Raw genomic sequence first — 14,414 nt, 5'->3', positions numbered from 1 at the left:
GTTATCAGTAATTTTCAGTGCAGTTTAATGATTTATGCAATTGCAAAGAGTTCTCATCGAAGTTAGAAGGTGATGATGTTAAAGTCGATGCTATCCACAGATAATTTGACAGGACTTACGAAAAACCCCAATCTCTATGTTAAAAAATGTTTTTAATTCGGTCATTTAGTTTAATTAAAAACATTTTTTGCCTTGACCTTGGGGTTTTTCGTAAGTCCTGCTTGAGTGATTCAGCAGGAGCTTCTTTGGCAAAATCTGGTGGATTTTCATTGCATAGCAAGGTCAGTGTCTATACTATTTAATATAGGTATTCGTCAAAGATGATGCGGTAATTTTTGTAATATAGGTGAAAAAGAGGGAGCCACTTATAGAATCAGGAAGGACCTACACTCTGAAAGTCTGATAGTAAACCTCCGGATTGTCAGTGAGGAATTTTATGGCATATCATCAACTCAGCTATACTTTTTTGAACCACCAAAAATTACCTTTAATTATTCAGCCTCAAGCTAAAGCGGAAGGTAATATTGATGTTTTAAAACAATTCCTTAAAGAAGAAAATACCTTGTTTAAGGAGCAGCTTCTCAATTATGGCGCCATTATATTACGTGGGTTTCATGTTAATACCGCTGAACAATTTTTAGAAGTGATCCGGTCAAGCGATTTGGGGCCAAATTATTCTTATGATTTTTGCCCGATTCCGCGAACACAAATCAGAGAAAATATTTATACTTCGATAAATATCCATCCGAGTTTTAATCTTGCTTTACATAATGAAAAATCATATGACCAGGATTTTCCCAGTCACATTTTTTTCAATTGCATTCATGCCCCGCAAACCGGCGGAGATACTGCATTGGCTGATGGAAACAAGATATGGTTTTCTTTACCAAAGTTATTACAAAAAAAATTGCAATCTAAAGGAATATTATATCGAAGGCATTATTATGGTTCTGGAATACAGTACAAAATAATTCGATCAATAGGCAAAAACTCTGGGTGCATGACCTGGATGGAGCGATTCCAAACGGATGACCAAAATAAAGTGGAAGTGATGCTTCAGCAAATGGGAGTGCAATTTCGATGGATTCAAGGCAATGGGCTAATCATAGAACAATTGCTTCCTGCCTGCCGGAATCATCCGATCAGCGGAAAACTAGTCTGGTTTAATCAAAGTAACCATGCTAATCATTATTATAATGGAACCAGTGATTACATCAAAAGCAAGATTAATAACACTTTTTCTCGTTTTATCTTGTTACATAAATATTTTCATCCTTATATTGCTTTTTATGGCGACGGTGAACCTTTATCGAAGCAAGAAGCAGATTGCATTAACTCTGCAATACAAAAAAATACGGTATCCACAGCCTGGCAACCAGGGGATGTTATGATAGTTGATAATTTTTCCTGCTTACATGGAAAAACACCCCATACAGGAAATCGATTAATCCTGGTTGGATTGACAAAATATTTTGATTAAAGGGACCCATATCAATGCCTGATGATATTTCACGAAAACAATTTAGTATTGGAGATTTGTATTGTACTAATGAATTGGAAGTCAGTGGTTTAATTTATGAGATTTTCCATCAGAAGAGTTATTTGTCTGATTTTCTTACTTTAAGTCCAGGGGCGGTTGTTTTTGATGTTGGGGCGAATATTGGTATTTTTTCCTTATTTGTTTTAAAGCAATGTCATTATGATACTGAAATTTATAGTTTTGAGCCTGTCCCTGCTACTTTTAAGTGTTTAAAAAAGAATTTGGCGCGGTTTAAGCATAATGTGCATGTTTACAATGCTGGGATAGGAAATGTTCCAAAAGATTGTAGTATCGATTTTACCCTCTTTGGGGAAAGCTCCGTTACCGCCACTTACAAACCAACTGATAAAATCATCTCCAATTATCAACCATTGTTAAATTATGAAACATTGTTAAAGCTCTCTTCCTTCCAAAATAAGCCACTTTATTATCAATTAAAATATTTGCCTTTTTTGCGTAATTATCTCATTAAAAAAAACTATAAACATCAGACTTTAGAAACCAAAGTGAGATGCCACCTGACTGCATTAGGGCGTTTTATTGAAAATAATCAGATCACTCGTATCGATTTACTAAAAATTGATGTGGAAGGTGCCGAGCTTGATGTAATAAACAGCATAAAGCCAGAGCAGTTTTCGCTTATTAAACAACTAAGTATTGAAGTTCATGATATTGATAATCGGGTTGAAAAGCTCGTCTCCTATCTACAAAAGCAAGGTTATATTACTTATGTTGATAGAAACCCAATTTTTGCAGAGCTGGGTTTTAATCATCATATGATCTATGCCAAATTGCCTGAACCGGCAATTATCACACTAAGTGAAGAAGCAAATAATTCTGAGAATTATATTGAAGCACGCCAGTATTTTTATGGACTCCTTGCTGGTGGGGTGAGAATTAAACTACTGGAATCTATGTTTGATCTTGATTTGTTTCGTTTGTTCACGGGCAAACCTTATTTATTGGAAAATGACATTATCAAGAGACTTGAACTGAAACCTGTTCGAGCAAAGAAATGGCTACATTTGCTTTGTTGTGAAGATTTTTTAAAAAAAATCATGGTCGGTTCGCAAGTCGGGTATCAATTGGCAAAAAGTCAATTGATGTTAGGGGAGGGGTATTGGGGATTTAAACAATATTATGATTTTTATTGGCAGAGGATGGCTAACGAAAAATTAAGTAATATATTGCGTTTTACTGATCCAAAGTTCAATGTTTCCTGGCCACCGAAAACTGCTGAGGAAGCTAATTTTCTTGAAACATGGATGACAAAAACAGCAACACCACTTATACAAACTTTATTGGCTTGTCTTGATTTAAATCAATATCGATCCATATTGGATGTTGGGGGCGGGGATGGCACTATTGCCTGTGCACTGGCTCAGGCCTACCCCCATTTAAAAATTACCGTTTACAATTTACCTGAATCAGCAAAAATAGCTCAAAAAAATATAGATGCAATGGGATTACAGAAGCGAATTAGTGTATTTTCGGGTGATTTTATTAACGATGAACAATTTCCTGCAGGATTTGATTTGATTTTATTCGTGCGTGTTTTGTGGGATTGGGATAATTCCAGAAAAAGGAAATTATTAAATATGGCTTACCATGCTTTAAAAAGGAAAGGTCATGTTGCTATCTGTGAAGGCTTTAAAGAACTTTGCTATGATCTTTGTCTGACATGGGAATACAGCTATATTTTTGCAGATGGATTTGATGCGGAAGTTTTTAAAACGTCAGATGAGTACAAAATCATGCTGCAGCAAATAGGTTTTACTCCTATTCCAATCAAATCCATTTCTCCTTCCGAGCCAGTGCCTGGGACGGTTGTATTGGCAGAAAAATAGTTTTCATCAGCCATACCGATTGTCATAGACCCATGTAACACAACTAAGAGCTCAAGGTTTTCGTAATTTTGAAAATTATAAAACGCGGTTAAAGTGTTGTGTTAGTCTATTATATTAAAATCCTACTTTAATAGGATTTTAATGATTTACTATTGTATATTTGAAATTAATCCTACTATAATAGGATTAATTAACAAATTAAATCGAAATCTTAGATTAAGTCTACTTTAGTAGGATTATATGGCTAAGCAAATAAAAAAATTAAAGACGCCTGACCTTCAACAACCATTAACTGCGGAATTGTTAGGGGAAGTCATTAAAGCACGTCGAACTCAAAGCAATTTGCGGTTAGAAGATGCGGCTGCTTTATGTGGTGTTGCCAAAGAAACCTTTATGAAAATCGAGCATGGGCAATCGAACTGTCAATTGGCAAGTGTATTACAAATTTGTTCTGGTTTAGGAATAAATCTTTACATAAAACCTTGGATGGATAATGGTGAGGATGAAAATGATTGGAGATAAGTCAGTCTTGGATGTTTATCTCGGTGAAAGTCAAATAGCCAACATCACACTTATCGATGATCAACTGTATTGGAGTTATCATGAAAGTTGGCAACAGACAGGGTATGCTATTTCCCCGCACCTTCCTATGCATGAAGATATTCCACCATTAAATGTGCAACGATTTCTAAGAAATTTATTACCCGAAGGAAATCCTTTAGAAGTACTAGTTAATGTTTTTCATTTAAGTAAATACAATACATTTGGACTTATTCAAGCTTTAGGGTTGGATACACCTGGGTCATTAGTTATATTGCCATCAAATCAAGCAATTCCTAAACATGCTAATTTTCGACTAGTAACTCATGAAGAATTAGAAGATCGTTTAAATCATTGTGATTCTTACAATTTAATCGTTTGGGACGGAAAACCACGTCTTTCAGTTGCCGGAGTACAAGATAAAATTAATGTGGTGTTAAATAAAGAAGGACAACTTGGTTTTGGAGAAGGTAGCTTGTGTTCTACCCATATTCTTAAATTTGAAACACAAAAACTATCTTATCTGGTTTTAAATGAATTCCTCAGTATGTGGCTCGCTAAATGCTGTGAATTGAATGTAGCCAATGTTCAGATGAAGCGTTTTGGTCAGAACCCTGCTTTATTAGTAGAGCGTTTTGATAGGAAATTGATTACCACTAATATAGTAAAAAGACGGCACTTAATAGATGGTTGTCAGGCAATGAATTTACCCCCTGAATTTAAATATGAGCAAAATTTTGGAAATAACAGGGATGTGGCTCATATTAGAGATGGAGTCAGTTTGCCCAAGCTATTTGATTTTGCCAATCAATGTATCAATCCTGCCAAAACCAAGCAACAAATACTCGACTGGGTTTTATTTAATGTTTTGATATTTAATTGTGACGCTCACGGTAAAAATATCAGTTTTTTTGTTGGAGTTAACGGTATATCACTGGCGCCATTTTATGATTTGGTTAATATAAAAATGTATCCTGAATTTGAGCATGCTCTGGCGATGGCATTAGGGGATGAATTTGATGGTGATAATATTAATGCTTATCAGTTGGCTGATTTTGCAGATACATGTAGGCTGCCAAGGTCGTTAGTAGCTAAACATTTAAAATATTTGATTGGCAAATTAACAACTGCTTTGCAAGAAGAAACCCAATTTAATTTAGTTGGTAACGAAGAAGACTATTTTAAGAAATATCAGGAAATTGTCATGAAGAGATGTGAACACTTGTTAAAGCAGAACGACCAAATTACTTCAATAAAGCTCTAGCGCCTTTCCTCATTATTTCTTACTTTAATACGGAGCACATAAGAGATTTGTATATTTAATATACAAACAATCTATTTTAATTATAATCAAATATATCATATTATGACCAATAAGAATAATATTTTTTCATTTATAATGAGGTTTTAATTATGATTTATAAGATAACATTAACTGACATTAGCTTGGCACAAGCTTTTATATCTATCCCTCAAGATGTAATCGCCCTTGATTTGAGTAATAATCTACTGGGCTCAAAAAGTTGCGTAGATTTATTAGTAAATATAGCGGACTGTATACCTGCGGGTGTGACTTCGCTTGATTTGAGTAGCAATGGGCTCAGATTAACGCAAGTCTCTTTAGTTACACCCAAACACGTGACTTCACTTAATTTGTGTTTTAATCCCTTACATGAAATATCTATTGATGGTTTAGAGTGGCTTAAGGATTCGTTAGCACATATTCAAATTATTTATTTAAGCTATGATATGGTCAATAACATGTCAAGAGAGCAACGGCAGGCATTTCGAGCGGTAATTCCCAACATACAAACAATTATTTTGGTCGATAAAAATGGCAAAGAAATTGGTCCTTCGCATACAGCAAAAATCGCTAATCTCATTAGTGAGCTTGGAGGTGGAAACCCAGAGGTTCCCTCTTTGTTAAACCAATGTACCTTTTTTGTTAAAACTCAAGGAATAAATATAGATAAGGCCTATATTCCCGAAGAATTAAAAAAACGTATTCATGATTGCAATCCTCTCTGATTTATTGTTGCGTAGTAGCAAGTGTAGGTCGGGCCTTGGCCCGACAACTTTTGCTAATTATCTAAGATATTCGAGCAGGAAAGGGGAAAAAATGAAAAAAAGTCCCAGGATTAAATAAAGTAAAAACTGATCCTGGATGAGCATTTGGTCTTTTTTTCTTGGACGAAGTATATAAAATGCAACAAAAAGACAGGCCACACCAATCAATATGCTTAAAATTTGTACTAACAAAAATATAGACATAAATTGTGGAGAAGTGGTCTGGGCAATGTGCTCTTCTACCGGGGTGACTTTGGCAGCATATGAATTCATTTTTTAGCTTAAGTAAAGAGATTGTTATAATCCTCGCTCCATTTAACCAAGATTTCAAGTGCATGAGAACAATCTTTCTCTACGATTAGAAAAATGCTCGCTTTTATGATCATTGCTTTGTCAGGACTCATAACATAGGGAAGGGGTAGGCAAATAAACGCCAAATTAAGTGGATAACTATAAAAACCACAAAGATCCATGAGGCAGTTTCTTCAAATACTACCTTGATTTATTCAGATAAACTCAGCAACTTTGCAATAAAAGTCGCTGAGTTTAGAAAAATTATCGGAAAATTTGCCTACTGAAAAAAAAACAACAGTTGGCATATGAAATTTTGTTCTACACCGAGGTAAATTCATTTTTTTGATAGATAGGTTAATAAAATCATAATTCTTAAATGCTAAAATGACATATTTTTAAGCAATTATTAAAAGATATTATGTCCAGGGCTAAATTTTTTAAATCAAATCGAACGCATGTAATTGAGCTTTATTGTTATAGTAATGAATATGCGCAACAAGTTAATCATGAGATAACTTCAGGTGCAGATTCTGGCCCACTTTTAACAAAAATATATGGCCAAGATGTTAGATTTATCTATGCTCCTGATTCGGAAAAATTTAATCTGGTTTTAAACGAGGCCAGGAAAAGAAATTATAACCAACCAATAATCAATCTTTATGAACCAGATAATATTAAATACTTATTATCTCGATTAAGTCATGGCGATTCCATACTTATTAACGGGCAGGGTGATATTGATAAGCAATTAATTGCGGGGCGCGATGCTGAGGAGTTGGTAGATATTCTTGAAAATGATTTGGAGTTAAAAGAAATATCACTAAAAAATTTAGATATAGATTCTTGCATGATGGGAAGAGTTGAAAGTTATCGCCATGAATTAAAACGCCATTTAAAGAATTTTCAAACTATTACAACATATACTGATTTATGCACAGCATCACAAAGTGGTGGAGTGCCTTACAGAATGTGGATAGAACAAAGAGCGGATAGAGATGTTTTTTATACTGAAAGTGATCTAAACAAAAAGGGAACCCGCATTATTGAATATACGGATACCTATAAAAATTCATTAAAAGAAATTTGGAAAACAAACCCGTATAATCTGGAAGAAATTGATCTGTCTGAGTATATTGATATTTTAGTAATTGCATCATGCTAATTTCGACAATAGCTTGAATTGAGTTGGGTAACTCGCAAATTTTTCAATCTTTAAACTGTGTGATGCGTTAAGTCATAACATCTCAGACTGATCCTTCCTCGAAAAGCCGGACACCAACATTAAGCAACCATGCCAAAATTATTAGAGATTTGAAATCCAAAGAAGAATGGATACGTTGCCGATTTTAAAACACCTGAACAAACCATCTCCACATAATATTAGTTTGTCTATTTATCAGGCATAGGCTTGTTCGCTATTCTAGTTGTTCCAGACAAGATGGCTATAGTTCCAAATTTAAAAACCTCACTAAGGCAGGAGAGTTATTGTTTAAGCAAAAAGTTTAATCAAGCAGCGGGTCAAAATAAATAGTAGAAATAGTTTGAGTCAAGACTGTTTTTTTATTTTTTATTTGTATAAGATAGGTAGGTCAAGAATATTTTCCCTTATCCGTTGTCTGTGGATATCTTATTTTACCAAATCACAACCGATTAATCAGTAAACTATAACAATCCTTATTGGGCTTGGTTGATATCATTTTTTAATACCTGTAATTTTATTTAAGTTATCCACATTTTCTGTGGATAAGTCTGTTTATAGGTTGTCAAATTTCTTGTGGAATTTAGAAGTTAGTCAGATGATTCATCCTTTACCAAGGTGTCTTTCATCAATGAGAAAGGATATATAAAGCAGCAATACACTTTAAATAAATACATAAATAGATGATGTATAGAGGTTTATGCAGCAGCAATTAAAATCCGAGGGTGCGGAATAACCTGAGTACTCACCCTCTGCTAGCGTTTAAAGCCTGAAAGTGATTGCAATTCATTATTAATAATGGTTAATTTAGTGATATAGAGTTCTGCTAGCTGCGGATTAGTGTCGACTTTTGCTAACTTGCCCCACACAATATGTGCTTCATGTTTATCGCTTGGGTTAAGCATCCATGGCTCAGAATATCTATCCTTCAGAAAGGCAATAGCCATATTATTTAAATCAATAATAGCTTCAATTAACTCTCGTTTTGCATCTTGGGGGTCTTGATACACCGAGGCCATACCGAGAACAAAGTCGTAATAGATACTGGCTATATCATGAGGATCAGCATCCTTTAAGAGATCTACAGTTATTTTTTCTGAGGGCCAGCGAATGATAGGAACTTCATAAAACCCATATAATTCTCTGATAATGGGCAAAGGCTCTGTAATACTATCACCCATGCTTTCATTATCAATTAAAGAGAAGATATTTGTTTCAAGATTATAAAACGTATTTTCAGGGTGAAAATCATCATGAATAACGGTCACTAAATCTCTTGGAGTGATAAGTTGATCACTCCCGATAATTGTTTTATGTAATTCAGCCATCTGTTGCCCTATTCGATAAAAAACACCTTTTAAAGTGTTAATATCTTTATGCTGTAGCAATTCATAAGTCATTATCTTAAATAACTCTTTTCCTTGAGCAGCTTCTAAAATTGTGAAGAAATAAGTCCTGGAATCATTCTTTACTCTATAGGAATTAATGATTTTACTTAATGTAACAGTCGCGGCTTGTGGATTATTTTGAATATCAGGAATTTTTGAGTAATTTTGTAAAGCAAACAATGACTCTGCCTCTTTTTCTGTTCCCAGACCTTTGATAACAAACTTCAACTCGTTATTGATAAACATCAAATATATAAAATGGTTGGTCGCCCCTGCATTTAATTTTTTGACAGTTATCTCCTTTTCATCAAAACTGTTTTCTACTGCAAAACGCTTGGCAACATAAAGCGCAACATCTTGATCCCAAGCTTTAGTCACCTTTGAGGCCATATCTCCGAAGTCATAGCGTTCAATTCCTGCTGCTCGGGCATTAGCTAATAAACAGAAAGAAAGGGCTAAAGCAATAAAAACAAAGTTAAAAAATCGCAAGGATTTGGGTTTAAGGATGAATGGGTACAATTTAATTGGTCTATGAATTAGAATTGATCATATTGTATGTTGTTTGCATTTGCAAATCAAATTGACTCAAAGACTAGCTTATGGCTTTCGTAACTTTGATGATTATAGAACTCGTGTTAGGGTGTTGTGTTGTTAAATGGGGAGTGCGCCGTAATTGGGAAAGACCCGGAAATTCTAATGGTGGCCAGAGGCAGAATCGAACTGCCGACACGAGGATTTTCAGTCCTCTGCTCTACCGACTGAGCTATCTGGCCACTCAAGGCTTGCTATTAAACTCCGAGATCGACTTTGAGTCAAGTGTTGATTAAGTTTTTTTTGAAAATAATTTTTTTTGGTAGGCTATGGCAATTTCTGCTCCTAGAAAAGCGTTGTTTTTGATAAGCTCAATATTAGCTTCCAGGCTCTTGCCCGCAGTTAATTCAGCAATACGTTTTAACAGGAAGGGGGTTAATGATTTTCCGCTCATGTGTTTGGCTTCATCATGAGCCTGTTTTATGTATGGACTGATTTCCTCATCGGATAGTTCGGCTGATACTGGAATGGGGTTTGCGACGACTATTCCATTTTTCATATTCAATTTCTGTTGAATTGACATGAGATTTGCTACTTCCTCGGCCGAGTTTAAGCGTTGTGGAACTGGTATTCCACTCGATCTGCTATAAAAAGCAGGGAATTCGTCTGTGGCATAACCTATGACCGGCACCCCAAACGTTTCAAGAACTTCCAATGTTTTTGGTAAGTCGAGAATCGATTTTGCGCCAGAACAGACTACGGTAACTGGCGTATTGGATAGCTCTATAAGATCAGCTGAAATATCAAAACTCATCGTCACGTCTTGATGAACACCACCTATACCTCCGGTGACAAATAGGGGGAGCTTAGCCATATGGGCACAAAACATGGTTGCTGCTACCGTCGTGCTGGCAGTCACTTTACGAGATAATACAAAAGAAATGTCTCTGCGAGAGGCTTTTATTACTTCTTTTTGAAGCGCGAGATGTTCCATAACTTCTTGAGTTAAACCAACACGGATTTTCCCTTGGTGCATCGCTATAGTAGCTGGAATGGCGCCTTGTCTACGAATAATATTTTCAACCTCTATTGCCGTAGTTAAATTATCAGGGTAGGGCATTCCATGAGAGATAATGGTCGACTCAAGAGCAACAATTGGGTTTTTATCATTGATAGCATCCAGTACTTCTTCGTTAAATTCCAACAAGTCATGAAACATAAATTAATCCTTTATTTTATTTCTTTATAGCCAGAGGGTTTTTCTGAACCTTCGCCAAAAAAATATTTTTGCATTTCTTCTTTCAAAAACTCACGAGCCCTGGCTTCAATCAAATTCAGGCGGTATTCGTTGATTAACATGGTTTGATGGGAAAGCCACATATTCCATGCTTGCTTTGATACTTCATTAAAAACTTTCTTACCCAATTCACCAGGGAAGGGTTGTTTTTCCAAGCCTTCTGCTTCTTGCTTTAATTTGCAGCAAAATACTGTTCTGCTCATGGATATAACCTCGTTATTTTAATTTGAAGGCTCATTATCCTAGAAAAAACAGTTCCAATCTACAGCATCTCCATCTTAGTCAGCACGGCTTTTTATCTGGGCTTGTAAAATATGTTGTGAAAGCAACTGCTCTTGCTCACTGGTCAAATTACAGAAAGCCACCGCTGTTCGGTAATGCGTCTCACTTTGATATTGACTATAAACCACTACAGCATCAACAATAATGGGTATCATTTTGGGTTTTGTGTACAGAATGATTTTTAGATTGGTTTTTTCTCTAATCTGCTCCATTGTTTTAAATGCCATGCCGCCCAGGCTGATGTTGACTTTACGTAGTTGAACTTTACTTGACATTAACATTTGTCGAGATAAATAATCAATTTTGGCATTCAAAAGATTAAGGTAATGCGCCAAAGCAGGTTCTTTCACTGCCATTACCTGAGTTAGCTCGGCAAGCTCATAATCAATTCCCTGAAAATATTGTGCTGCTTCCATATACTTTTGCCCATTTTCACCTAGTAACTGATTAGTGATTTCTATATCGGAACAAAATTCACCCGGTGCAAGAATTCGATAATCAAAATAGATATGATCATCAATACGAAAATGTTGGCGCCTTTCATGTACTGGCATAGTCACTCCATTATTCCAAGTTTAAACATCTCTCTTTTCATTTGCTGCATTACAGATAGTTTTAAAAGAAATCTATTAAACTTTTACTGTCATTCCATTTTCAATCATTTCTTCTTTCGTAACAGCCTGATGTAAATCCATAGTGGTCATTGATTCTGTATCTGGTTTCTCAAAATCAAGCTGTAGGTCATTTTCAAGATTGGCTAACCCATCCGTATCTAATTCAGCCTGTGAATGCAATTGCCCTCCTAATTGAACAATTAAAGGAATTATAGGCGATTTTAGATGATTTATAATTCGCTGAGACTCGATTAATAAGGCTCTGCTTGTTTTTTGTGCGTCTTTATAATTTTTGGCAAGAGATTCGTTTTTGATACAGCTTGTCAAAAAAATTGTAAATTGAGGGTCGGTCACTTTATTTTGGACAATAGCTTCTCTCACAACCTTGTTGAATTCTGATACTCTGTCCAGTCTAAGAGCTGCGGCAAAGGCTTGACCAATGTCATGGGGCAACACTTCTGGATTAATTAACTTTTGGAGTTGTTGCTGCGCATCAAAATAGAATTTTTTAAGAATGTGCATCCCCAAGCCTTTGTCATTTGCCAATTCTATCAGCGCTTTGATTTTCGCTTCAGTTTGGGCAAGACATTCTATTTTGTTATGGAAGCTTACCTGTTCATTATTCATAAGGACGCGGTATTCTGCAATAGCATTTAAAATTTTGGTTCTATTACCTATACGATAGGCCATTTTTATAATACAGAGGTCTTTATCGTCTAAATAATCAGTATTAAGAGACAATTCAGGTGAATGTTCAGGATGCAACATATTTTCCCTAAGGCTATCCAGATGGGCTTTGCTAATCGTTATCACTTTAGGAGAGCTAATAGTCAAGGAGTCTCCACCACCATGGCGTTTGATAAAGTCGACCATTTCTTCTGGAATATTGAATTTAAAAGTAATTTGTATCTTCCCATTTTGTAAATCATTAATCGTTTGTACTGTATTCGCTTGTCGTGTCGTCCATGGATGTTTATAAGGTCTTCCATCATCAGAGTAGAGAACCGGATTGTGTAATAATTTCTCCAGAATTAAACATTGCCGGATGACATCGGAGCCAACGGGCCCAGTCGTTTGAGGTAGCACTTCGGCTATTTTATTGATGCGAATTAGAATTTGGTTTTTTATTTGCTCAGCATCTTTTTCCAAAATTTCAACATCATTTAACTCTTCTGTTAATCGTACGCGTTCGTCTTTTGCAAGTTCTTCTTTCAATTGTTTTTTAATGGCTTGAGTACGATTATGATGCAGCCATGAAATATGATCGCAGTATTGGGTAATAATGCGTTTTAACTCTTTAAGTCGCATAAGGCTTGCGTATTTGGTAACCAGGGAAGAATCCTCGATTAAGGTTCTGTTTCTCCCTTGCCCATGACGGGTATGTTTCATAATGAACTGATCGGGTTGAAGACTAATTCGTGAATCAAGGATAAATTTATCAGTGTCCGTAATGACCTGATCAAAAATATAGAGGTTACTGTAGTTTCTTAATGCTTTGTTTTTACAATACCCACCTATAGCATCCGTATCACAACATAAATAAAGTAATGCCAGAGCATGGCCAAAATCCTTGATATAAAGATCTGCCTGGATTCCTTCACCTAATGGTTTAATTGTGGAGTAATGGGTATAACTTTGCCCGCTTAACCCCATGCCTACTTTAAAAATTTTACCTGAAGAAAATTCATTTAATAGATTGATGTTGTCAAAAGGAATAAACAAGGCGGGATGACCGTTATAGCTTACTGTTGTTGAAGAAGTAGTGTCTAGACCCATTAATCTTGAGATATTAAGGGCTATGGCTTCACGTTGTACTTCTTTTATGTCGCCATGCTTGGGTAATTTGAGTATACCTTCTATACCAAGTTTATAATATTGTTCTCTGGACTCACTATAACTATCCAAATCAAGCTCATTTTGAGCGCAAAGATGTCTCAATTGCTCTTTCACTTTGGCAAGTGTTATTAAAGGTATTTTCTCAGTAACTCCTTCAATAGTCTCTGCTAGCGTACAATAACTCAAGTTAGAACCATTGTCCTGGGGAATATTGAGCCTCTCGAGTTGATTAATTTTGTTTAAATCTGTTAGTACGTTGAGTTTTTTTTGTAAAAGGGTTATTTGAGAATTATTGCCTGTCAAAGTATCCAGTTTTTCTTTAATCGAAGAGATTTGGTTGGTTACCTGGATAATATTTGCTGGATTAAAAGAGCTGATTTCTGGAAAAGTTTGCGCTATCTCATACAATTTGGCTCTGCTTTCTGTAATCAGCTGATCAAATTCTTCATCTGCTTCATCGGATAAGGTGACTGTACGAGTATAATAGTTGTCTCTTGGCAGTGCTTCAATCGTTCTCGTATTTAGCCAATATTGCAAACCAAATTGAGCTTTGCGTTCACTGGTATCGATTAAAGCAGGGGGAGAGCCTGGTGAGTAGGTTGCGGAATAGTTAAGTATATCCACATATTGTTTCCATTGCTTTTCATCAGATTCCAATGTTGCGAAGTCAAACAATCCATTGTGATGTATAGAAATATAATCCAATAGCATATCCAGCCCGGCATAGGCCGTTAGATCCTGATCATTGAGATTGACGTCCTCTGGCGTGATACTTTTTTCTTTTAAATAACGTTTTAAAATCCTTATCTTTTGGCCAACGTCCATTGCCTATTTCCTTATAGTATCAATCAGACTTATTTCCATATTTATAAAAATGTTTTTCCTATTCAATGTTTTCCTTCAAATTTATAGTTATTCTTACTTACTTCACAGTAAAAAATAAGTCATTATTTTGACTCTGATTTTTGTATATTCTTTTC

11 protein-coding genes and 1 tRNA gene are annotated in these 14,414 nt (G+C 35.5%); 6 read left to right on the top strand and 6 right to left on the bottom strand.

What is annotated here, in order from left to right; genetic code table 11:
- Positions 1-436: 436 nt before the first annotated feature.
- The 6 genes from LPG_RS09715 (at position 437) to LPG_RS09685 (ending at position 7,450) form a co-directional block, all read left to right on the top strand.
- On the top strand, positions 437-1,480 hold the full coding sequence (locus LPG_RS09715; protein ID WP_015444374.1) for a TauD/TfdA family dioxygenase: 1,044 nt from the start codon (positions 437-439) through the stop codon (positions 1,478-1,480).
- A 14-nt stretch (positions 1,481-1,494) separates the two neighbouring features.
- The gene (locus LPG_RS09710) at positions 1,495-3,387 is read left to right on the top strand and encodes an FkbM family methyltransferase (protein ID WP_010947652.1); all 1,893 of its coding nucleotides are present in this window, start codon (positions 1,495-1,497) and stop codon (positions 3,385-3,387) included.
- Positions 3,388-3,627: 240 nt separating this feature from the next.
- Positions 3,628-3,909, top strand: a complete 282-nt coding sequence (locus LPG_RS09705; protein WP_010947651.1) for a helix-turn-helix domain-containing protein — start codon at positions 3,628-3,630, stop codon at positions 3,907-3,909.
- Positions 3,896-5,191 carry a HipA domain-containing protein gene (locus LPG_RS09700; protein ID WP_015444375.1) on the top strand — a complete coding sequence of 432 codons (1,296 nt, stop codon included), beginning with the start codon at positions 3,896-3,898 and terminating at the stop codon, positions 5,189-5,191. Before LPG_RS09705 ends, LPG_RS09700 begins: the two co-directional genes overlap by 14 nt.
- A 149-nt stretch (positions 5,192-5,340) precedes the next feature.
- The gene (lem15, locus tag LPG_RS09695; protein ID WP_010947649.1) at positions 5,341-5,955 is read left to right on the top strand and encodes a Dot/Icm T4SS effector Lem15; all 615 of its coding nucleotides are present in this window, start codon (positions 5,341-5,343) and stop codon (positions 5,953-5,955) included.
- A gap of 751 nt (positions 5,956-6,706) precedes the next feature.
- Positions 6,707-7,450, top strand: a complete 744-nt coding sequence (locus tag LPG_RS09685; protein ID WP_010947647.1) for a hypothetical protein — start codon at positions 6,707-6,709, stop codon at positions 7,448-7,450.
- 791 nt (positions 7,451-8,241) lie between these two features.
- Here LPG_RS09685 and LPG_RS09680 read toward each other — a convergent pair.
- The 6 genes from LPG_RS09680 to LPG_RS09655 form a co-directional block, all read right to left on the bottom strand.
- Positions 8,242-9,393 (bottom strand): hypothetical protein, encoded by a 1,152-nt coding sequence (locus LPG_RS09680; RefSeq protein ID WP_010947646.1) that lies wholly within the window; start codon positions 9,391-9,393, stop codon positions 8,242-8,244.
- 178 nt (positions 9,394-9,571) lie between these two features.
- A tRNA-Phe gene (locus LPG_RS09675) sits at positions 9,572-9,647 on the bottom strand.
- A gap of 50 nt (positions 9,648-9,697) precedes the next feature.
- On the bottom strand, positions 9,698-10,624 hold the full coding sequence (locus LPG_RS09670) for a pseudouridine-5'-phosphate glycosidase (protein ID WP_010947645.1): 927 nt from the start codon (positions 10,622-10,624) through the stop codon (positions 9,698-9,700).
- 11 nt (positions 10,625-10,635) lie between these two features.
- Complete coding sequence (locus tag LPG_RS09665) at positions 10,636-10,905, bottom strand: oxidative damage protection protein (RefSeq protein ID WP_010947644.1); 270 nt, start codon at positions 10,903-10,905, stop codon at positions 10,636-10,638.
- Between the two features lie 75 nt (positions 10,906-10,980).
- Positions 10,981-11,538 (bottom strand): PilZ domain-containing protein, encoded by a 558-nt coding sequence (locus LPG_RS09660; protein ID WP_015444378.1) that lies wholly within the window; start codon positions 11,536-11,538, stop codon positions 10,981-10,983.
- A gap of 75 nt (positions 11,539-11,613) precedes the next feature.
- Complete coding sequence (locus LPG_RS09655; protein ID WP_010947642.1) at positions 11,614-14,259, bottom strand: hypothetical protein; 2,646 nt, start codon at positions 14,257-14,259, stop codon at positions 11,614-11,616.
- Between the last annotated feature and the right edge of the window lie 155 nt (positions 14,260-14,414).

The organism is Legionella pneumophila subsp. pneumophila str. Philadelphia 1, assembly GCF_000008485.1.
GTDB lineage: Bacteria > Pseudomonadota > Gammaproteobacteria > Legionellales > Legionellaceae > Legionella > Legionella pneumophila.
Note: the sequence above shows the minus strand (reverse complement) of the source record. Positions and strands in the feature narration are given on the sequence as shown.